17 protein-coding genes are annotated in these 21,247 nt (G+C 56.8%); 8 read left to right on the top strand and 9 right to left on the bottom strand.

The annotated features are described in order from the left end of the window. Positions 1-139 precede the first annotated feature (139 nt). The 7 genes from ACR0MP_RS19730 (at position 140) to ACR0MP_RS19760 (ending at position 12,036) form a co-directional block, all read left to right on the top strand. Complete coding sequence (locus ACR0MP_RS19730; RefSeq protein WP_170408747.1) at positions 140-1,573, top strand: NAD(P)-dependent oxidoreductase; 1,434 nt, start codon at positions 140-142, stop codon at positions 1,571-1,573. Positions 1,574-1,682: 109 nt separating this feature from the next. Continuing rightward, entirely contained in the window at positions 1,683-6,215 is a 4,533-nt protein-coding gene (gene gltB / locus ACR0MP_RS19735) for a glutamate synthase large subunit (RefSeq protein WP_170408746.1), read from the top strand. A 185-nt stretch (positions 6,216-6,400) separates the two neighbouring features. After that, positions 6,401-7,351: a Hint domain-containing protein gene (locus tag ACR0MP_RS19740; RefSeq protein ID WP_480893861.1), complete on the top strand. Its 951-nt coding sequence runs from the start codon at positions 6,401-6,403 to the stop codon at positions 7,349-7,351. 38 nt (positions 7,352-7,389) lie between these two features. Further along, positions 7,390-8,130: a monofunctional biosynthetic peptidoglycan transglycosylase gene (gene mtgA, locus ACR0MP_RS19745; RefSeq protein ID WP_170399165.1), complete on the top strand. Its 741-nt coding sequence runs from the start codon at positions 7,390-7,392 to the stop codon at positions 8,128-8,130. Positions 8,131-8,190: 60 nt separating this feature from the next. Continuing rightward, the gene (fzlA, locus tag ACR0MP_RS19750; protein ID WP_170399162.1) at positions 8,191-8,856 is read left to right on the top strand and encodes an FtsZ-binding protein FzlA; all 666 of its coding nucleotides are present in this window, start codon (positions 8,191-8,193) and stop codon (positions 8,854-8,856) included. 76 nt (positions 8,857-8,932) lie between these two features. Beyond that, the gene (gene queG / locus ACR0MP_RS19755; protein WP_170515246.1) at positions 8,933-9,970 is read left to right on the top strand and encodes a tRNA epoxyqueuosine(34) reductase QueG; all 1,038 of its coding nucleotides are present in this window, start codon (positions 8,933-8,935) and stop codon (positions 9,968-9,970) included. Between the two features lie 62 nt (positions 9,971-10,032). Further along, on the top strand, positions 10,033-12,036 hold the full coding sequence (locus tag ACR0MP_RS19760; RefSeq protein ID WP_480887658.1) for a hydantoinase/oxoprolinase family protein: 2,004 nt from the start codon (positions 10,033-10,035) through the stop codon (positions 12,034-12,036). Positions 12,037-12,062: 26 nt separating this feature from the next. Here the strand turns inward: ACR0MP_RS19760 and msrA are convergent, their stop codons facing one another. Continuing rightward, positions 12,063-12,575: a peptide-methionine (S)-S-oxide reductase MsrA gene (gene msrA / locus ACR0MP_RS19765; protein ID WP_170408742.1), complete on the bottom strand. Its 513-nt coding sequence runs from the start codon at positions 12,573-12,575 to the stop codon at positions 12,063-12,065. After that, entirely contained in the window at positions 12,575-13,021 is a 447-nt protein-coding gene (msrB, locus tag ACR0MP_RS19770; protein ID WP_170399151.1) for a peptide-methionine (R)-S-oxide reductase MsrB, read from the bottom strand. Before msrB ends, msrA begins: the two co-directional genes overlap by 1 nt. A gap of 143 nt (positions 13,022-13,164) precedes the next feature. Between msrB and ACR0MP_RS19775 the strand changes: the two genes are divergently transcribed. Then, positions 13,165-13,686 carry a glutathione peroxidase gene (locus tag ACR0MP_RS19775; RefSeq protein WP_480763828.1) on the top strand — a complete coding sequence of 174 codons (522 nt, stop codon included), beginning with the start codon at positions 13,165-13,167 and terminating at the stop codon, positions 13,684-13,686. Here ACR0MP_RS19775 and ACR0MP_RS19780 read toward each other — a convergent pair. From ACR0MP_RS19780 to ACR0MP_RS19810, 7 genes are all read right to left on the bottom strand, one after another. Further along, a complete protein-coding gene (locus ACR0MP_RS19780) occupies positions 13,662-14,549 on the bottom strand; it encodes a DMT family transporter (protein ID WP_480887661.1) in 888 nt (295 codons plus the stop codon). The two genes, ACR0MP_RS19775 and ACR0MP_RS19780, sit on opposite strands and share 25 nt — an antisense overlap. A 181-nt stretch (positions 14,550-14,730) precedes the next feature. Further along, positions 14,731-15,567: a hypothetical protein gene (locus ACR0MP_RS19785; RefSeq protein WP_170408741.1), complete on the bottom strand. Its 837-nt coding sequence runs from the start codon at positions 15,565-15,567 to the stop codon at positions 14,731-14,733. Continuing rightward, entirely contained in the window at positions 15,564-16,277 is a 714-nt protein-coding gene (locus tag ACR0MP_RS19790) for a hypothetical protein (protein WP_170408740.1), read from the bottom strand. Before ACR0MP_RS19790 ends, ACR0MP_RS19785 begins: the two co-directional genes overlap by 4 nt. Positions 16,278-16,450: 173 nt before the next feature. Continuing rightward, positions 16,451-16,738 carry an HU family DNA-binding protein gene (locus tag ACR0MP_RS19795; RefSeq protein WP_010442901.1) on the bottom strand — a complete coding sequence of 96 codons (288 nt, stop codon included), beginning with the start codon at positions 16,736-16,738 and terminating at the stop codon, positions 16,451-16,453. A 130-nt stretch (positions 16,739-16,868) separates the two neighbouring features. Next, complete coding sequence (locus ACR0MP_RS19800; RefSeq protein ID WP_480887663.1) at positions 16,869-18,332, bottom strand: AMP nucleosidase; 1,464 nt, start codon at positions 18,330-18,332, stop codon at positions 16,869-16,871. Beyond that, positions 18,329-20,131 (bottom strand): adenine deaminase, encoded by a 1,803-nt coding sequence (gene ade / locus ACR0MP_RS19805; RefSeq protein WP_170408739.1) that lies wholly within the window; start codon positions 20,129-20,131, stop codon positions 18,329-18,331. Before ade ends, ACR0MP_RS19800 begins: the two co-directional genes overlap by 4 nt. A gap of 157 nt (positions 20,132-20,288) precedes the next feature. Beyond that, positions 20,289-21,164: a LysR family transcriptional regulator gene (locus tag ACR0MP_RS19810; protein ID WP_170408738.1), complete on the bottom strand. Its 876-nt coding sequence runs from the start codon at positions 21,162-21,164 to the stop codon at positions 20,289-20,291. Positions 21,165-21,247: the final 83 nt, after the last annotated feature.

The raw sequence follows: 21,247 nt of genomic DNA on the forward strand, positions 1-21,247 counted from the left end.
GAACTAAAAACACGACAAATTTCTCTGAAAAAACATCGAGCGATGCAGTTTTCTCAATATAGGTCAGTATTATTGACTTTTCATCCAGAGTGACATCACTTAAAGAACCCTGACCAAGCCAATTCATGGAGTCTGACCCGTGGCCAAGCAACCGATGCTGAAATTTGTGCAGATCGATCGTGTCATGCCTGAAAAGCGTGCCGCCAGTGACCGCAAAGAGGACTTCGATGAAATCTATGCCGAGTACGCCGCGGAGAAGGCGGCCGAACAGGCCAGCCGATGCAGCCAGTGCGGAGTGCCCTATTGCCAGTCCCATTGTCCGCTGCACAACAATATCCCTGATTGGCTGAACCTGACGGCAACCGGGCGGTTGGAAGAGGCGTATCAAACAAGCCAGGCTACCAACACTTTCCCTGAAATCTGCGGCCGCATCTGCCCACAGGACCGTCTGTGCGAAGGCAATTGCGTGATCGAGCAATCGGGCCACGGTACGGTCACCATTGGCTCGATCGAGAAATACATCACCGATACAGCCTGGGACAAAGGCTGGGTCAAACCCGTTCAGCCTCGTGCCGAGCGCGACGAAAGCGTGGGTATCATTGGCGGTGGTCCCGGAGGATTGGCAGCGGCGGATATGCTGCGCCGGGCGGGTATTCAGGTCACGGTCTATGATCGATATGACCGTGCGGGGGGGCTGCTGATGTACGGCATTCCCGGTTTCAAGCTGGAAAAGGATATCGTCCAACGCCGAAATGACCTGCTGGCAGATGGTGGTGTTGCATTTGAGCTGAACTGCGATGTGGACGCCGCGAAATTCGCGGAAATCCACGCGAAACATGATGCGGTGATTATTGCAACGGGCGTCTACAAATCCCGTGATCTGTCCATGCCCGGCAGCGGTCTGGGTGGGATTGAAAAGGCGATCGATTTTCTGACAGCCTCGAATCGCAAAAGTTTTGGCGATGCGGTTGATGACTTCGACAATGGCCGCCTGAACGCGGAAGGTAAGAAAGTGGTCGTCATCGGCGGGGGCGATACCGCAATGGATTGCGTGCGCACGTCGATTCGTCAGGGTGCGACGTCGGTCAAATGCCTCTATCGTCGGGACCGCGCCAATATGCCGGGCTCGCAGCGTGAGACCCAGAATGCCGAGGAAGAAGGCGTGATCTTCGAATGGCTTAGCGCACCCAAAGGCTTTACCGGCAATGAGCAAGTAAACGGTGTCATGGTGCAGAAGATGCGTCTGGGCCAGCCCGATGCCTCGGGCCGTCAGGCTCCCGAAGTGATTGAGGGCGCAGACTATGTCGAAGAGGCCGATCTGGTGATCAAGGCGCTTGGCTTCGAACCCGAAGACCTGCCCACCTTATTCGGCCAACCTGATCTGCCTGTGACCCGCTGGGGTACAATCAAAGCTGCGTTCCAGACCGGTGCAACCGAGATGGAGGGCGTTTATGCCATCGGCGACATCGTGCGCGGTGCTTCGCTGGTGGTCTGGGCGATCCGTGACGGGCGCGATTGCGCAGATGCCATAATTGAGCGTTTTAACGCCAAATCCGCCATCGCAGCCGAGTGAAACAAAACGCAAAAGCAATTCGAAAAATCCCAGCGGGTATGCGTTCGAAAGCGAACGCCGACAGATGAACAAAAGCCTGTGTGCCCCCTTGGGAAGAAGGAGACAGCCAATGACCAAATATGATGCCGATTGGGTGCGGGCCGAAGAAGCCAAGCGCAAATGGATGGCAGAAAAAGGTCTCTATTCAGAGGAAGAAGAACATTCCTCGTGCGGTGTGGGCCTTGTTGTGTCCGTCGATGGTAAGCCGTCACGCAAGGTGGTGGATGCCGGGATCGATGCGCTAAAGGCAATCTGGCATCGCGGCGCGGTGGATGCGGACGGTAAAACCGGGGATGGCGCAGGTATCCATGTGCAGATCCCGGTCCCATTCTTCTATGATCAGATTCGTCGCACGGGTCATGAACCAAACTTGGATGAACTGGTTGCTGTCGGTCAGGTTTTCCTGCCCCGCACGGATTTTGGCGCGCAGGAACAGTGCCGGACCATAGTGGAAACCGAAGTTCTGCGCATGGGTTACTATATTTATGGCTGGCGACATGTGCCGGTTGATGTGACCTGTCTGGGCGAAAAGGCCAACGCGACCCGGCCCGAGATCGAGCAAATTCTGATCTCGAACTCCAAAGGCGTGGATGAAGAGACATTCGAGCGTGAGCTCTATGTCATTCGTCGCCGTATAGAAAAAGCGGCGCTGGCCGCAGGAATCTCGGGGCTATATCTGGCGTCGCTGTCTTGCCGGTCGATCATCTACAAAGGCATGATGCTGGCCGAGCAGGTCGCTGTTTTCTACCCCGACCTGATGGATGAGCGGTTCGAGTCCGCTTTTGCGATTTACCACCAGCGCTATTCGACCAACACGTTCCCGCAATGGTGGCTGGCCCAGCCCTTCCGTATGTTGGCCCACAACGGTGAGATCAACACGCTGAAAGGCAACATCAACTGGATGAAAAGCCACGAGATCCGCATGACCTCGGATAGCTTTGGCGTCTATGCCGAGGATATCAAACCGATCATTGCGGGCGGATCGTCGGATTCCGCCGCATTAGACTCGGTATTCGAGGTCTTGGTGCGTGCTGGGCGCTCGGCGCCGATGGCGAAAACCATGCTGGTTCCGGAAAGCTGGTCCAAGCAAGCTATCGAGCTGCCGCAAAGCTGGCGCGACATGTATTCCTACTGCAATTCAGTGATGGAACCTTGGGATGGCCCTGCTGCGCTGGCAATGACGGATGGCCGCTGGGTATGTGCCGGTTTGGATCGGAACGGTCTGCGCCCGATGCGCTATGTGGTAACCGGCGATGGTCTGGTTATCGCGGGGTCCGAGGCGGGTATGGTGCCGATTGATGAGGCCACCGTGACCGAAAAAGGCGCGCTGGGACCGGGCCAGATGCTGGCTGTCGATATGAAAAAGGGCAAGCTGTACCGCGACAAGCAGATCAAGGACAAACTGGCCCGAGCACTGCCGTTTGGCGACTGGGTCGGCAAGATCAACGATCTGGACGAGTCACTTGCGGGCGTGACGGAACACCCGAAATTCATCGGAGAAGAACTGCGCAAGCGTCAGATCGCGGCCGGGTATTCTGTAGAAGATCTAGAACAGATTCTTGCCCCGATGGCAGAGGACGGCAAAGAGGCGCTGGCTTCGATGGGGGATGATACGCCCTCGGCTGTTCTGTCCAAGCAATACCGCCCGCTTAGCCACTTTTTCCGGCAGAACTTCAGCCAGGTGACGAACCCTCCGATCGACAGTTTGCGTGAATACCGTGTGATGTCGCTGAAGACGCGGTTCGGCAACCTTAAGAACGTGCTGGACGAAGACAGCAGCCAGACCGAGATCATCGTTCTGGAAAGCCCCTTTGTCGGCAATGCACAATGGGACACCCTGGTCAATCAACTGGGTTCACCCCTTGCGGAGATCGATTGTAGCTTTGAACCCGGCCGAGGCGCTCTGAGCGCCGCCTTGGCACGTGTTAGAGCCGAAGCAGAGGAAGCCGTGCGCTCGGGCGCGGGTCACTTGGTTCTGTCTGACATGAATTCAGGGCAAGGTCGTGTGGCGATGCCGATGATCCTGGCCACCAGTGCTGTGCATTCGCATTTGACCCGTCAGGGTTTGCGGACCTTTTGTTCGCTGAACGTGCGGTCTGCTGAATGTGTCGATCCGCATTACTTTGCGGTTCTGATCGGCTGTGGCGCGACAGTTGTGAATGCCTATCTGGCTGAAGATTCGCTAGCTGACCGCATTGATCGTGGTCTGCTTGACGGCACCCTGACCGAAAACGTTGCGCGCTATCGCGAAGCCATCGACCAGGGTCTGCTGAAGATCATGGCCAAGATGGGTATTTCGGTGATCTCATCTTATCGCGGAGGTCTGAATTTCGAAGCCGTTGGTCTCAGCCGCGCGATGGTGGCCGAGTACTTCCCGGGTATGACCAGCCGGATTTCCGGCATCGGTGTCACGGGCATTCAGACCAAAGTCGAAGAAATCCATGCCAAAGCGTGGGACAGCGGTCTGGATGTTCTGCCCATCGGTGGTTTCTACAAAGCGCGTAAATCGGGTGAGACCCACGCGTGGGAAGCAACCTCGATGCACATGATGCAAATGGCCTGTAACCGTGCCTCGTACGAGCTGTGGAAGCAGTATTCGGCCAAGATGCAGTCCAATCCTCCGATTCACTTGCGCGATCTGATGGATTTCAAGCCGCTGGGCAAGCCGGTGCCGATCGAAGAGGTCGAATCGATCACTTCAATCCGCAAACGCTTTGTCACTCCAGGCATGTCGCTGGGCGCCCTCAGCCCCGAGGCGCACAAGACACTGAACGTGGCGATGAACCGGATTGGCGCGAAGTCGGATTCCGGCGAAGGTGGTGAAGACCCGGCGCATTTTGTGCCTGAACCCAACGGTGACAACCCGTCGGCCAAGATCAAACAGGTGGCCTCGGGCCGGTTCGGCGTGACCGCCGAATACCTGAACCAGTGCGAAGAGCTTGAGATCAAGGTCGCCCAAGGCGCGAAACCGGGTGAGGGCGGTCAGCTGCCGGGTATGAAAGTCACAGACCTGATCGCGCGTCTGCGGCATTCTACCAAGGGCGTGACCCTGATCTCACCGCCGCCGCACCACGACATCTACTCGATCGAGGATTTGGCGCAGCTGATCTATGACCTGAAACAGATCAACCCGCGCTGCAAAGTGACGGTTAAGCTGGTGGCGTCCTCGGGCGTTGGCACGATTGCTGCCGGTGTGGCCAAGGCGAAAGCCGATATTATCCTTATTTCGGGTCACAATGGCGGCACTGGGGCCTCACCTGCGACCAGCATCAAATATGCCGGCCTGCCATGGGAAATGGGCCTGACTGAAGCCCATCAGGTTCTGGCGATGAACAACCTGCGCGACCGTGTGACTCTGCGGACGGATGGTGGCCTGCGCACCGGTCGTGACATCGTCATGGCCGCGATGATGGGCGCTGAGGAATACGGCATCGGTACCGCCGCCCTGATCGCAATGGGCTGTATTATGGTGCGTCAGTGCCAGTCGAACACCTGTCCGGTGGGCGTGTGTACGCAGGACGAATCGTTACGTGCCAAGTTTACTGGCAACGCGGACAAGGTGGTGAACCTGATCACCTTCTACGCACAGGAAGTGCGAGAACTGCTGGCTAGCCTCGGCGCACGTTCGATTGACGAAATCATCGGTCGTGCTGATCTGCTAGCACAGGTCAGCCGCGGATCGGCGCATCTGGATGATCTGGACCTCAACCCGCTGTTGATCACCGTCGATGGCGCACATGATATCGTCTACAACCGCGACAAGGATCGTAATGCAGTGCCGGATACACTGGATGCCGAGATTGTGCGCGATGCGGCGCGATTCCTGAAAGACGGTGAGAAGATGCAACTATCTTACGCGGTGCAGAACACGCATCGGACCGTGGGTACACGTGTCTCAAGCCACATCGTCCAGAATTTCGGCATGCGGAACACGTTCCAGGACGATCACTTGCATGTGAAACTGCAGGGTTCGGCCGGCCAGTCGCTGGGGGCTTTTGCCGCTCCAGGTCTCAAGCTGGAGGTCTCGGGTGATGCCAACGACTATGTCGGCAAGGGGCTTTCGGGCGGCATGATCGTCGTACGTCCGCCGCAGGTGAGCCCGCTCAAGGCGGAATATAACACCATCATTGGCAACACCGTCCTATACGGTGCCACCGATGGCCACCTATTTGCGGCAGGCCGCGCAGGTGAGCGGTTCGCGGTGCGAAATTCAGGTGCCAGAGTGGTGATCGAAGGCTGCGGCTCGAATGGATGTGAATACATGACCGGCGGTGTTGCGGTTATTCTCGGCGATATCGGTGCCAACTTTGGTGCGGGGATGACGGGTGGTATGGCTTATCTGTACGACCCCGAAGGCAAGGCCGAAGCGCTGATGAACATGGAGACGCTTGTCACCTGTCCGGTGACAGTGGACCATTGGGAAGATCAGCTGAAAGCAATGATCGAGCGCCATGTCGCGGAAACCAATAGCCGCAAAGCCATTGATATCTTACAGCATTGGGATGTGGAAAAGACCAACTTCCTGCAGGTTTGCCCGAAAGAGATGTTGAACAAGCTCAGTCATCCTTTGACCACCGAAGTGGCGGCGGTTCCTGCAGAATAGGTCTTGAGAGATCTAAATCTTTGGCCCGGCGTGTCGTTCCCAACACGCCGGGTATTCTTTTGTCTGGCCATATTGTTTCCAATTCTTGTGTAATGCCGTGCATAACGCCTAGCTTTAGTCATAGTTTATTCGGGAAATGCAGGCATGCTGCTATCCCAATGATGTGAGTGAAGTGGAATATCGGTGTGCCCACGACGTATACAGACCAGTTTTTTGTGCTCGATCCGGCCAATCCGGGTGCGAACGGAACCGTTGTTGGATCCACGCTGAACGTCGAGTTCTTTGATATCATCGATCAGAATGACGATGATCTGGTCAACCGGCTGAGCGGAGACTCGGTCGACGGATCTGATATCACTGCGTCTTACTTCGATGATATGGTGACGATCGAGTTGCCGGGTGGTGCGCAGGTTACATATACCGGCGTTACCTTCTACCTTGCTGACGGGCGCGAGGTTTTTACCCCAACAGACGGATCGGTTCTGCAGCAAGGCACGTTTGTTTCTTCTTCAGTCACCGATTTTAGCGATGATGGGGCTTCGTTTGGTTCGGTCGATATCGCCAACGGTGATCTCGGTCCGCCCTGCTTTACGCCCGGCACATTGATTAATACCCCCGATGGGCCCCGACCGGTCGAGGACCTGAAACTTGGAGATCTGGTTACGACCGTGGATAGCGGCGCTAAACCTGTGCTCTGGATTGGTCGGACCAAGGTAGCAGCCGAGGGTAAACTGGCCCCAATTCGGTTCGAGACAGGGATGTTCGGGCTCACGCGCCCTCTGCTTGTTTCGCCGCAGCACAGGATACTGATCGATGATTGGCGTGCACCCTACCTGTTTGGCCATGAAGAAGTTCTGATCGCTGCCCATTGTCTTGTGAACGGAACAACAGTCACGCGTGTCGAAGGGGGCGAGGTGGATTATTTCCACATTCTGTTCCGGCGACATGAGATCGTGTTCGCCAATGGCGCCAAAAGTGAAAGCTACTACCCGGGACATGCACTGACCCAGGCCGAGCGTCGGACGCAAGCAGAAGTATTGGCCTTGTTCCCGGAGTTGGCGGCGCGCGGAGCAGCCTCAGTCAGAACTGCACGCCCGGTTGTGCGACCGCGCGACGGACAGATGTTGTCGAAATAATCCGTTTCAAATACGCCCTTCGCGGCGTATAGCAAGGCATGGCAAAAAAAGCAGTCCGCAAACCGCGCGGTAAGAAAAAGAGGGCGTCCAGATCAAACAAAACAACAGGCCCCATCGCTCGGATACGGCGCTGGGCCCTTCGTGTTGTTCTGGCGATGGTCGTGGCTTTTGTGTCTTTGGTTCTGATCTATTCAGTCGTGAACCCGCCGGTCACGCATACGATCTGGTCCGAGTGGCGTCGGCTTGGGAAGGTTGATCGCGAGTGGGTGCCGATCGAAGAGATTGCACCGATCATGGCGCGGTCGGTCGTAGCAGCCGAGGATGCCAACTTCTGCCTGCATTGGGGCTTTGATGTCGAAGCGATCCGCGATGCGCTGGAAGATGGCGGCAGCCGGGGTGCATCGACCATCACGCAGCAGGTGGTCAAGAATGTATTTCTCTGGCAAGGGCGCAGCTGGGTCCGCAAGGCGCTTGAAACCTCGATGACTCCGGTTGTTGAAATCGTCTGGAGCAAGCAGCGCATTCTCGAAGTGTATCTGAACGTCGCGGAAACCGGACAAGGGATCTTTGGCGTCGAGGCCGCGGCGCAGAAGTACTATGGGGTAAGTGCGGCAAAGATGTCTCCGACACAAGCGGCGCGTGTGGCGGCGATTCTGCCATCGCCGCGCAACCGGTCGGTTACGGATCCATCGGTGCGGACCCGCAGGCGTGCCGCGTCAATTCTGGATGGAGCGGCCACCATCCGCGCAGATGGACGCGCCGCGTGTTTCGAGGATTGAAACCCAGACCCCTCAGCGGCTAAAGCTTGAAGGGTACTCTACTGGTTCGAATGGAAGTTCATGGCGCGTCTGTTTCACGTTCCCCTCTCGCCCTATTGCCGCAAGGTTCGCCTGTCTTTGGCCGAAAAGAAGATCGAGGTTGAGCTGGTCGAAGAACGATACTGGGAACAGGACCCGGATTTTTTGCGCCGCAACCCGGCGGGTAAGGTTCCTGTGCTGCGACTGGATGGTCAGATCATGGCCGAGAGCGCCGCGATCTGCGAATATATCGAAGAGACCCGACCCGAGCCACCCTTGATGCCTAAAAAAGCCGAAGCACGTTATGAGGTGCGGCGTTTGGTAGGCTGGTTTGATGACAAGTTTCACCACGAGGTGACCTCAAAGCTACTCTATGAGCGGGTGAACAAGAAAGTAACGGGGCAAGGCTATCCGGACAGCAAGAACGTCAAGGAAGGCGCGCGCGCGATCAAGTATCATCTGGATTATATGGCCTGGCTGCTGGATCACCGTCGCTGGCTGGCCGGAGATCAGATGACATTGGCCGATTTCGCCGCGGCGGCGCATCTGTCGGCGCTGGATTACATTTCGGACGTAGATTGGAACCGAAGCTCTGCGGTGAAGGACTGGTACGCCAAGATCAAATCCCGCCCGGCGTTCCGCTCGATTCTGGCGGATCAGGTTCCGGGATTCCGGCCACCGCCACATTACGCGGATCTGGATTTCTGATAGATTGAGGGGTAGGGGGCTGTCCGCCCCCTCTTGGCCATTGGGCCAATTCACTCCCGAAGGTATTTTTGGCCAGATGAAGAGCGGATCGGAGTTGAAACAGCGGTTGGTGGAGCAAGCCTTGTCTGAGGGGTTTGTCGCCTGTCGGGTTTGTCGTCCTTGGGATGTGCCCCTTGTTCCCGAACGGTTGGATGCCTTTCTACAAGCCGGATATCATGGCCAGATGGGCTGGATGGCTGAGCGGGCTCATTGGCGCGGTGATCCGTCTGTGCTGTGGCCTGACGCGCGGTCGGTGATCATGCTTGCGGAGAGCTATACGCCCGAGCATGACCCGACTGCGGTGCTGGCGCATTCCAACTTGGGCGCCATTTCGGTTTATGCGCAGAACAAGGATTATCACGATCTGGTTAAGAAGCGCCTCAAACGATTGGCGCGCTGGCTGATTGCCGAGGGTGGTGGTGAAGTGAAGGTGTTTGTCGATACTGCTCCGGTGCCAGAGAAGGCGCTGGGGCAGGCCGCTGGGCTGGGGTGGCAGGGCAAGCATACCAATCTTGTCAGTCAGGATTGGGGAAATTGGGCCTTTTTAGGGTCTGTTTTCACAACTTTGGATTTGCCTGTGGATGGCGCTGAGGTCGACCATTGTGGCTCATGCCGCGCGTGTTTGACGGCCTGTCCGACCGACGCGTTTCCGGCACCGTATCAGTTGGATGCGCGGCGCTGTATTTCGTATCTGACCATCGAGCATAAGGGGCCGGTGGAGGAAGAGTTGCGCGCGCTGTTGGGCAACCGAATCTACGGCTGCGATGATTGTCTTGCGGCCTGCCCGTGGAACAAGTTTGCGGTCGCGGCCAGTGACCTTCGCTATGCGGCGCGGGAGGAGCTAAAGGCGCCTCCGTTGGCGGAACTGGCGCAGCTGGATGATACAGCATTCCGCGCGATGTTCTCGGGCTCGCCGATAAAGCGGATCGGCCGGAATCGGTTCGTGCGGAACGTGCTTTATGCGATTGGGAACTCAGCGGTGCCGGCGTTACTGCCGGTTGCACAGGCGCTGACCGATGATCCGGATCCGACCGTGGCTGATGCAGCGCGCTGGGCGGCATCCCGGTTGTCGTAAACAGGCTGGACGCGCCGCAGGAAAACGCTACACCCGGTTCTGGCGAACAGATGGAGGACCCGATGGCGTTGGCTTTGGGGGTGGATACGGGCGGAACCTATACGGATGCGGTGCTGATCCGGGATGAGCGCGAGGTGATCGCGTCGGCCAAATCGCTGACCACACGAGCGGATCTAGCGATTGGTGTGGGGCGCGCGGTTTCTGCTGTGCTAGAGACGGCTGATGTGTCTCCGGATCAGATTGGGATGGCATCGTTGTCGACAACGCTGGCCACCAATGCGTTGGTCGAAGGCCAGGGCGGGCGCGTGGCGTTGATCTATGTCGGGTTTCGGGAAAGCGACCTTGAGAAACACGGTCTAAGAGAGGCGTTGAAGGGCGATCCGGCTTTGGTTCTGGCCGGGGGGCACAACTATGCCGGGGGTCAGGTCGCCGAATTGGATGTTGCAGGGCTAGAGGCCTTTTTAGACTCACATTCAGGCATTTCCGGCTATGCGGTTGCGGCACAGTTCGCGACCAGGAATCCGGCGCATGAACTGGAAGTGGCGCGCGTGATTTCCGAGCGTACGGGAGTGCCGGTCACGTGCTCTCATCATCTGTCGGCCAAGCTGAATGGGCCAAAGCGTGCAGTGACCGCCGTGCTGAATGCACGATTGATCGGGATGATCGACCGCTTGATCGGGCGCGCGCAGGATCAGTTGCGCGCGCAGGGCATCACCGCCCCAATGATGGTTGTGCGCGGGGATGGCGCTTTGATGAGCGCCGAGCAGGCGCGGGAGCGTCCGATTGAAACGATCCTAAGTGGCCCTGCGGCCTCTATCGTTGGCGCGCGCTGGCTGACCGAAGCTGAGAACGCGCTGGTGTCCGATATCGGCGGGACCACAACCGACGTCGCGCTGATCAGAGATGGCAAACCTGCCATCGACCCCGCAGGCGCGCAGGTTGGCGGTTTCAGGACCATGGTTGAAGCGGTTGCGATGCGGACTCATGGTTTGGGCGGTGACAGTCAGGTGCATGTGGTGACCGAAGGCTTGGGCGGCGGTGTCTTCCTTGGTCCGCGTCGGGTGCTGCCGGTGTCGCTGATCGCAGCTGAGGCCCCGGATGTGGTACATGCGGCATTGGATGAGCAATTGCGAGCGACGACCGTAGGTGAACATGACACGAGGTTTGCCCGTCGTGTGCCGGGTATCCCCGCCGATGGGGTCGGGCCGCGTGAAACAGTGTTACTGGACCGGTTGGAGGATCGTGTTGTGCCGCTCAGCAGTCTGTTGCAAACCCGGATGGAGCATGGGGCACTGGGTCGTTTGGTGGATCGCGGGATCGTACAGGTCTCGGGTGTCACCCCTTCGGATGCCAGTCATGCTCTGGGGCGGCTTGCGGATTGGGACTGCTCAGCAGCGCTTAAGGCGCTGGAACTGATGGCGCGTAAGCGGGTTGGATCAGGGGACAAGCTGGCAGCATCGCCTGAAGCGCTGGCTCAGCTCATTGTCGATCAGTTGACCGACCAAACCTCATTGACCTTATTAGAGACTGCTTTTGCCGAGGAAAGCCATGGGTTTGACCAGCCTGCAAGAGATCTGGCCCGGCATGTTCTGACGCAGCGCGGGCTGGCGAAACACCGTGGGTTGTTGGCATTGGATGCCGCGCTGAATGTGGATGTAGTGGGCCTTGGGGCTTCGGCCCCCAGCTATTACCCGGCAGTCGGAGAGCGGTTGCATTGCAAGATGGTCCTGCCAAAGCATGCCGGTGTTGCAAATGCCATCGGTGCGGTTGTCGGGCGGCTGACCCTTCGGCGGGCCGGTTCAGTTACGTCCCCGGCCGAAGGCCGCTATCGGGTACATCTGGAAGAGGGGCCGCAGGATTTCTCGGACTCGAATTCCGCTCTACAGTTGCTTGAAGATGTGCTGCGCAACGAGGCTGAGGGCGCGGTGCGCCAAGCAGGTGCCGAGGATATACGCGTGACAGTCGACCGCGATATCCGCACCGCCAAGATTGAGGCGCAAGAAGTATTCGTCGAAGCGTTGATCACGGTTGAGGCGAGCGGACGACCTCGGGTGGCGGTCGGATAGCCCCGCAAGGGGCTATACCGCGCATATCATTCTGCCGCACTGGAGCGTTTTGGCAGCACCCAGTCCGGGCGCGGGAAATGGCAGGTGTATCCGTTGGGGATGCGCTCTAGGTAATCTTGATGCTCGGGCTCGGCTTCCCAGAAATCGCCGACGGGTTCGACTTCGGTCACCACATTGCCGGGCCAAATGCCGCTGGCGTTGACATCGGCAATTGTATCTTCAGCCACCTGTTTCTGGGCATCGTCCACATAGTAGATCGCCGAGCGATAACTCATTCCGCGGTCATTGCCCTGACGATTCAGGGTGGTCGGGTCGTGGATCTGGAAAAAGAACTCTAGCAGATCGCGATACGTGATCTGGGTCGGGTCGAACCAGATTTCGATCCCTTCAGCATGGGTGCCGTGGTTGCGATAAGTTGCGTTTGGCACATCGCCACCGGTGTACCCGACGCGGGTGCGCGAGACGCCGGGCAATTTGCGGATCAGGTCCTGCATGCCCCAAAAGCAGCCTCCGGCCAGAACGGCGCGTTCATCGGTCATCAGATATCCTCCACATGGATCAGAAATTCGCCATACCCTTCGGCCTCCATCTCGTCGCGATGAATGAACCGCAGCGAGGCGGAATTGATGCAATAGCGTAGCCCGCCATGTTCGCGGGGGCCATCGGGAAACACGTGGCCCAGGTGGCTGTCGCCGTGTTTCGAGCGGACCTCGGTCCGGATCATGCCATGAGTGGTGTCGCGAAACTCTTCGACATGTTCATGTATGATTGGCTTGGTGAAACTGGGCCAGCCGCAGCCGGATTCGTATTTGTGGGTCGAGGCGAACAACGGCTCGCCCGAGACGATATCCACGTAGATGCCCGGTTCCTTGTTGTTCAACAGCTTGCCAGTGCCCGGGCGTTCGGTGCCGCTGCGCTGGGTGACGTGAAATTCTTCAGGTGAGAGGGCCGCAATGACCTCGGGGTCTTTGGTATAACGGGACATGGATCCTCCGGTGTTTGAATGATGATGTCCTATTTGGGCATAGATGCGTAGGAATCAAAACCATATTACAGCGCGCTCGCGGGTCTGTGCAGTTGATCCAAACGAATGCACAGCGCGTATGATTTATAACAGGAGGTGAAGTGATGTTCCGTATGGCTCTGTTGACTGCTCTGATCTTGTTGGGCAAAGCCCTTCAGGCGGCACCACTGACGGGCGAATTTTCATCAATCGATGGCGGGACATTATCACTGGAAGACTGGCGCGGACAGCCCGTGCTTGTGGTCAACACGGCGTCGCTTTGCGGCTTTACCGGACAATACGCAGCGTTGCAGGAGCTGCACGAAACATATGAAGTACGCGGGCTGGTGGTACTGGCGGTCCCGTCGAATTCGTTCAAACAAGAGCTGGCGTCGTCGAAAGAGGTCAAGAATTTTTGCGAACTAAATTATGACCTTACGCTTCCGATGACGGATATCACTCCAGTGAAAGGTTCGGATGCCCATCCGTTTTACCGAGCTGTTGCTGCGCAGACTGGCTTTGTCCCGAAATGGAACTTTAACAAAGTGCTTATTGGCCCCGAGGGTGAGGTCGTTGCCACCTATGGGTCAAGCACCAAGCCAAATGCGCCTAAATTGATAGATCAGGTCGAGGCGTTACTGCGCTGACCGGGTTCGCGCGACAGCTGTACGGCAAGAATTCCCAGCGTTGTGATCAGAACCCCCACCGCATCCAATGGGCCCAACTTCTCACCCAGTAAAATGGCGGCGATGGTCACGCCGAATACCGGGTTGAGGAAATGGAACGTTGCTGCACGGATCGGGCCGATGCGATCCAGTAGCAGGAACCAGATGAAAGTTGCCAGAAGGCCCGGGAATAGCGTGGTGTAGGTAAAAGCCAGCATAAAAGGCAGTGTGGCGTGGATATGAATAGACTCGAACACCGGGGCGGCGAGAAACAGCACCGCCGATCCGATAAGCATCTGCAGCCCAACCACCATCATGAAGTTACCGCCCGAAGTCGCCCCCCGAACAGCCAAGGTGGCAAAGGTCAGCGCCAGCGCCCCGATTCCGCAGAGCAGAACCCCGAACAGATCGACACCAGCGTTAATCCGGCTACCCATGATTAGCGCGACACCGACAAAACCTGCCAGCAAGCCGACGATGCCCAGCGGGCGTATCCGCTCACCCAATAGCAGCCAGCCGGCTAGGGCTACCAGCAGGGGCATAGTCGAGGCGATGATCGCCGCGACCGAAGCCTCGACTGCCTGCATCGCATAGAAGTTTAGACCCAAATAAAGGGCATTTTGGCAGATTCCGAACAGAATAGTGGCGCGCCATTGGTTGCGAGTCAGGCGCCAGCTTTGCCCCATGGCGCGTGCGATCGCCACGCCAATTAGTCCCGAAATCAGAAATCGCAGCGCCAACGAGAACAAAGGCGAGGCATCGGCAACGATGATCCGCGCCGAGCTGAAGGCCGAAGACCAGATGAGGGCGAAAACAAGCCCCATGGCGATGGCGCGCAGGTCCATTACGGCCTCCTGATGAAATTCGGGCGACTGTTCCTGATTTTAACATGAGCTGCAAGGACCCATTGCGTCGAATAGCGGGGTCGCCCGATAGTTGGCATCAATGAGCTTGCGCGCAATGAGAATGAGCAGAGCTTTTGTAGAAAAGCGCTGCTCATCATTATGATTCAGCTTGTCGCTTGATTCAGGCGAAAAAGCTAAGATCGTCCATCGAGAACCAACCCGCGTTCTCGACATGGTCATTGGTAATTTCACCTCCCGATGCAACGAACTCGACGTGATCAATATCGCGCCAGTCAAACTCGTGTGTGACGTGATCGAATGTCAGATCGACCTCTGCAGAGTGCACCAGCTCATCGCCATTATAGGCATTGATAGTGACTTGGTTTGCCCAGTTCGATTCAGGTATATACGTGGTGTCCGATCTGGAAGCATTGGCCAAGGAAACGCTGTTGAAGTTGAATTCTTCGCCATCGCTTTTCGAGAAGCCGACAGTTGCCCCCCAGGAATTGAACGCCTCCAGGTCGGGGTCGGGGTTTGAGCCACCGTATTCGTATGGGGTTAGAATACCATCAGTGTTGCTCTGCCCTTTGCTAACACTTGCAATAAATGCACCATTCAGCACCTGATCACTGTCATTGATGCGGGTTCCGTCATTGAAATCCAGCACGAACTCTTCAAGCGGGTCAGGCGCGGTCAGTTCCGGGAAGTATTGGAGCAAGGATTCAGGGATGTCCTCGACCTTTTCATACAAAGAAATCTCTTTCCCGCCTGCGTCTGGATAGCTGGTGACCTTCAATGCCCAAGAAGCACTGTCGTCCCCGTCCAGTTGCAGCACGTCAGAACGTTTTCCATCCGCATAAAGTGTAACGGTTACGTCCCCATTATCTTTCTCCAGCCGACGTTCCGAGATTTGTCCGTCCTGATAGGTGGTCGTGATCGAATCCCAGGATTTCGCTTCCAGCTCATCGGTCTGGCTGATGCTGACGCGCTGGCCATCTGACCAGACCTCGTGTTTCACGACTCCATTGTCATATGTCGTTGTCTTTCAGATTTCTTTCCACTGCCATCAAATGAGGTGCTGATGGTTTCCCACGACTTTATGTCGCTTCCGTCTGTCTGCGTTACGTTGCTATGCTGTCCGTCTGCCCACGTTTCCTGTTTGACAATTCCATTGTCATAGGTGGTCGTCCGTCCGGTTGTCTCTCCGTTGACATCGAAGAACGTGTCGATCCGATCCCAGGATTTGGTTTGTAGAAAGTCCTGAACAGTACTGAAATGACCGGGCGCGAAGGCTTCAACCGTCCGGGCACCATTATCGTTTGTTATCGTGCGGCCTACGATATTGCCCGACGCATCATAGCGTAGAACGATCTGGTCCCAGGGTTTTGCACCGTCTCCGAAAAACCCATCTTGGATGAGAATCTCATTCGGAACACCATTTTGAAAGGTCTCGGTCACGCGGATACTGTCTGGATAAACCGTTCCGCGTTCGGTCATTATGCCATTGGCGTCATAGTCAATGAACCGATTATCAAAGCCCAATGCCTCTTCTGTTCCGACATAAAATTCCTGACGCAAAACGCCGTCTTCGTAAGTCCCGAAGACCTCGTATCCGGCATCAAAAGTCGTCCGCGTTGCAACGACAACATCGTCTTCAATCGTGTATTGGATGCTTGCCCAGTCGAATTGATTTTCTGTATCGAATTCAGTGGTTTGATATCGTGCCAAAAATCGAGATTCCTCAATAATACTTCCCATTAAGCGAGTGGATGAGGAATATGACACAACTATGGCGATATCTGCAAAAACTCGATATTAATCAGATGTTTACATAGCTTATTCAGGCAAAAAAGGGCCGCCCGGTGGCGACCCCTTCGATCTTGCGATCTGTCTTCGGCGAATTAGCCGTTGACGCTGTCTTTCAGAGCTTTCGCGATGGTCATTTTGACCACTTTGTCGGCTTCTTTCTTGAACTGCTCGCCGGTGGCGGGGTTGCGCACCATGCGCTCGGGGCGCTCGCGGCAGTAGATTTTGCCAACGCCGGGCAGGGTGACGGCACCACCGGCCGAAACTTCGCGAGTGATCAGGCCGGTCATGGCCTCCAGCGCAGCATTTGCGGATTTCTTGTCAGTTCCCATTTCCTCAGCGAGAGCAGCCACCAGCTGAGTCTTTGTCATAGGCTTTGCCATTTCTTGGTCTCCTTAACGTGCCCGATCTATAGGGCCTCACCGCGTAACTGTAACGGGATATTGTGGCTGAACACAACGAATAGTAGCACTAAAAACCCCGAAAATAGGGGAAATTCGTTGCTTTTTTGCTTCAGAGAAAGGCCGTTTCGTCAAACGAACGCAATTTCCGGCTGTGTAACCGTTCCAGCGGCATGCCGCGCAAGTGCTCCATCGCCCGGATTCCGATCGCCAAATGACGACTGACCTGAGTGGTATAGAACGCCGAAGCCATGCCGGGAAGCTTTAATTCACCATGCAAGGGCTTATCCGAGACGCACAGCAAGGTGCCGTAAGGAACGCGGAACCGATAACCGTTGGCTGCGATTGTTGCACTTTCCATATCCAGCGCAATCGCACGGGACTGGCTGAGTCGTTGCACCGGGCCGGACTGATCGCGAAGCTCCCAATTGCGGTTATCGACCGAGGCGACTGTACCTGTTCGCATGATACGTTTCAGCTCGTAGCCTTCCAACTCGGTTACCTCGGCCACAGCCTGTTCCAGCGCGACCTGGACTTCGGCCAGCGGTGGGATCGGCACCCAGACGGGCAGGTCGTCGTCCAGCACTTTGTCCTCGCGCAGGTAGGCATGTGCCAGTACGAAATCCCCAAGCGCCTGCGTGTTGCGCAGACCGGCGCAGTGGCCGACCATCAACCAGGCGTGCGGGCGCAGAACCGCAATGTGGTCGGTGGCTGTTTTGGCATTCGATGGCCCGACGCCGATATTGACCAGCGTGATCCCAGACCCATCCGCGCGTTTCAGGTGGTAGGTTGGCATTTGCGGCAGTTTAAGGGGCTGTTCCAGTACGGCTTCGGCATCCGTGATCTCGACATTCCCGGTCGAGACGAAGCTGGTATAGCCGCTGTTGGGATCGGCCAGTTGCGCCCGTGCGTAGCTCTCAAATTCCGAGACATAGAACTGGTAGTTGGTGAACAGCACGTGGTTCTGGAAATGACCGGGGTCAGTCGCGGTGTAATGCGAAAGCCTTGCCAACGAATAGTCCACCCGCTGGGCTGTGAAGAGCGCAAGGGGTCCCGCTTCGTTTTCCAGCTCGTGCACGCCATTCACGATATCGTCGTTTGTTGTATTCAGGTCCGGTACATCAAACGCATCGCGCAGAGTGAACCCAGCTGCACCCTGATGCGGGACAACCAGATCCGGGTTATTGGCGACAGCGAAATGGACCGGGATCGGCGTTTCCGAGGCGCCGATTGTGACCGGCTGATCGTGGTTCTTGATCAATAGCGCGATTTGCTGGGTAAGGTAGGACCGGAACAGATCGGGGCGCGTCACTGTCGTGGCATGAGTACCTGGTTCGGACACGTGACCGAAGCTCAGCCGACTGTCGACCTGCGCGTAAGACGAGGTCCTGATCCGAATTTCGGGGTAGAACGCCCGGAACCTCTCGGTAGGAGCGCCGTTCTTAAGTGCATTTGCAAACCTATCGCACAGGAATTTTGTCGACTGTTCATAGAGCTCTTCTAAACGTGCGACAGCTGCAAGCGGATCGCTAAATTTCTCGGGGTTGGGAACGTCAGGTGTTCGGATAGTAGTCATGCAAGGGGTTCCAGAAGGTCGATCTTTTCGAATGTACGTACGTCCACCAGCCCAAGGTCCGAGATCCGCAGTTCAGGAATCACAACCAGGGCCAGCAGAGAATGCTGCATATATGCGTTGTTAAGCTGACAGCCGCAGGTCTTCATCGCCTCGACCATTTGTTCTGCTTTGGCGGCAACCTCAGTCGCTGGGTTGTCGGACATCAGGCCTGCGATCGGCAGTTCCACCAAGGCCAGTTCCTCGCCATCGCGAAAGATTGTGATGCCTCCGCCCACTTCGGCCAGCCTGTTCGCTGCCAGCGCCATCTGTTCACGGTCGGTGCCGACAACAATCATATGGTGGCTGTCATGCGCAACGGTCGAGGCCATGGCCATTTTGCCTTGATACCCAAAGCCCGAGACAAAGGCGTTGGTCACACCTCCGGTAGCGCGATGCCGTTCGACCAATGCGATTTGGCACACATCGCCTTCGCCTTCAACAAGCCCTTCGATAATCGGTAGCTCGGATTTCAACGCTTGCGTTGGAGCTTGGTTTTCAACCACCCCGATCACGTTGGCCGTGACACGGTTCGCTCCGGCAGGGGCTGCGATTTCAAAGTCTGTCGAGGTCAGCGCATGCCCTAGGTGTACGGTATTTCGCGCCTTAGCGGGCCAGTTCAGATGCGGGCATTCGACCGTTACCGTCCCGTTTTCAGCCACAATCTGACCGCGCGCGACCACGGTTTCGATCGGAAGCTCTACCAGATCAGAACTCAGGATAATGTCAGCGCGCCGCCCGGGTGTGATCGAGCCGATCTCGCGTTCCAATCCAAAATGGGTCGCCGTGTTGATCGTCGCCATTTGCAGCGCAACCAGAGGATCGCAACCGCAGGCTATCGCATGCCGTACCACGCGGTTCATATGGCCATAGTTGACCAGTGTGCCCGAATGACAGTCATCCGTGCACAGAATGAAGTTCCTCGGGTCCAGCCTTTTCTCTGTCACTGCGGTGATCTGGCTTTCTACATCATACCAAGCCGATCCCAGCCGCATCATAGACCGCATCCCCTGACGGACCCGAGCTATCGCGTCTGCCTCGCAGGTGCCCTCATGGTCATCAGCAGGGCCGCCGGCGACATATGCCGCGAAATCAGACCCTAAATCAGGCGAAGCATAGTGCCCGCCAACAATTTTCCCGGCGCGCTGTGTGGCTGCGATCTCTGCCAACATTTTCGGATCGCCATGAATGACACCGGGAAAGTTCATCATCTCGCCCAGTCCGATGATACCGGGCCAAGACATCGCCTCGGCCACATCCTCGGCGGTGATCTCATACCCTGTGGTCTCAAGCCCCGGTGCTGAGGGTGCACAGGACGGCATCTGGGTGAAGATGTTCACCGGCTGCATTAGTGCTTCGTCATGCATCAGGCGCACGCCTTCCAACCCCATCACGTTTGCGATCTCATGCGGGTCGGTGAACATCGATGTTGTGCCATGCGGAATGACTGCGCGGGCAAATTCTGCCGGGGTCAACATGCCCGATTCGATATGCATATGCGCATCGCATAACCCCGGCACCAAATAGCGACCGTGCGCCTCGATGATCTGAGTCTCAGGACCGATACAATGCGCGGCGTCCGGCCCCACAAAAGCAACGCGCCCCGCAGCGATCGCCACGTCATGGTCAGGCAGGGTTTCGCGGCTATGCACATTGACCCAGACGCCGCCACGGATCACCAAATCGGCAGCCTCGCGGCCAGCAGCAACAGCAATGAGACGAGGGGCGGTATCGGGCCAACTTGGGAAGGGAGTGTATTCCATGGCCCAACTTTCCCGAATGCGGCGCAAGGTGCAACCCCCACTATTAAGGTATCATGGAATCATCACAAAACCTGCCATCCGCAGCGCGCCAGCGCTGCCACGCCCAACCAGAGGAGATGCCCAAAGGGCATCAAAGATGGGCGGGAGCGACCCGCGATTAGTTGTGGCGATCGGCTTCAATCTCTGCGCGCAGCCAGTCGACAAACGCCAACGCGCCCGGCGTTTCCTCGGCTTGGGGCGATAGCAATAGATAATAGGCCTCAGGCATTGCGGCGCGATGGATGAACGGCGCGATCAGGCGGCCTTCTTCAATCAACCGTTTTGCGATCATGTCGTGGGCTAAACACAAGCCTCCTCCGGCCATCGCAACTGACAGGCTGACCAGATAGGTCGTCGAATAGGTTACCTTGGGTTTTTGCCAAGTTAGACTCTGATCTGAGATCCAACTCTCCCAATTCGACAACAAATTTGAACAGTCGAACAGGGGCTGTTCCTGCAGGGTTTCCAGCGTCACCGGGAAATCGGGGGCACAGACAGGATAATAGTGATCTGTTCGCAGCAATTCCGTGCGCACCGTATCGGCCGGGCGCAGCGAATAGCGGATTTCCACCGCCGCGCCTTCGGCCATTTCGCGAGGCTCCCATAGTTCGGTGAAGATGTTCAGATGTACATCCGGATGCAGTGCCCGAAACCGGGGTAGGCGCGGAGCCAGCCAGTTGACGGCAAATGTGATATTGCTCTGGACCTGAACTGCGTTTTGTTGTGCGCCCGTGACGGCTTGTGTCCCCCTTACCAGAGTTCGAAAGGCTTCGCGAACGACCGGCAGATAGGTGATACCAGCTTCGGTCAGCTCCAATGCACGCGGGCGACGTAGGAATAATGGCTGACCCAGATAGCCCTCTAGTGATTTGATTTGCTGGCTGACTGCGCTTTGCGTCATGTTCAAATCCCGCGCCGCCCCGGTGAATGATAAATGACGGGCTGCAGCTTCAAATGTGCGCAGCCAGCCGAGCGGAGGAAGTGATTTCTGCATGCTTATAACTCTGCCAGTAGTTTTACTAATGAACTAGGCTTGTTTTTTTCGTTGGTCAAACGTTTGCGGCGAAGGCACGATTT

The sequence above is a fragment of the Ruegeria sp. K3 genome, assembly GCF_056531845.1.

What these genes read in the sequence shown, in the direction of transcription:
- msrA (WP_170408742.1), bottom strand. Translation starts at nt 12,575, where the DNA reads ATGACCGATGAACGCGCCGTTCTGGCCGGAGGCTGCTTTTGGGGCATG.
- ACR0MP_RS19810 (WP_170408738.1), bottom strand. Translation starts at nt 21,164, where the DNA reads ATGCAGAAATCACTTCCTCCGCTCGGCTGGCTGCGCACATTTGAAGCT.
- ACR0MP_RS19795 (WP_010442901.1), bottom strand. Translation starts at nt 16,738, where the DNA reads ATGGCAAAGCCTATGACAAAGACTCAGCTGGTGGCTGCTCTCGCTGAG.
- queG (WP_170515246.1), top strand. Translation starts at nt 8,933, where the DNA reads ATGAAGAGCGGATCGGAGTTGAAACAGCGGTTGGTGGAGCAAGCCTTG.
- msrB (WP_170399151.1), bottom strand. Translation starts at nt 13,021, where the DNA reads ATGTCCCGTTATACCAAAGACCCCGAGGTCATTGCGGCCCTCTCACCT.
- ACR0MP_RS19800 (WP_480887663.1), bottom strand. Translation starts at nt 18,332, where the DNA reads ATGACTACTATCCGAACACCTGACGTTCCCAACCCCGAGAAATTTAGC.
- ACR0MP_RS19780 (WP_480887661.1), bottom strand. Translation starts at nt 14,549, where the DNA reads ATGGACCTGCGCGCCATCGCCATGGGGCTTGTTTTCGCCCTCATCTGG.
- ade (WP_170408739.1), bottom strand. Translation starts at nt 20,131, where the DNA reads ATGGAATACACTCCCTTCCCAAGTTGGCCCGATACCGCCCCTCGTCTC.
- ACR0MP_RS19760 (WP_480887658.1), top strand. Translation starts at nt 10,033, where the DNA reads ATGGCGTTGGCTTTGGGGGTGGATACGGGCGGAACCTATACGGATGCG.
- mtgA (WP_170399165.1), top strand. Translation starts at nt 7,390, where the DNA reads ATGGCAAAAAAAGCAGTCCGCAAACCGCGCGGTAAGAAAAAGAGGGCG.
- fzlA (WP_170399162.1), top strand. Translation starts at nt 8,191, where the DNA reads ATGGCGCGTCTGTTTCACGTTCCCCTCTCGCCCTATTGCCGCAAGGTT.
- gltB (WP_170408746.1), top strand. Translation starts at nt 1,683, where the DNA reads ATGACCAAATATGATGCCGATTGGGTGCGGGCCGAAGAAGCCAAGCGC.
- ACR0MP_RS19775 (WP_480763828.1), top strand. Translation starts at nt 13,165, where the DNA reads ATGTTCCGTATGGCTCTGTTGACTGCTCTGATCTTGTTGGGCAAAGCC.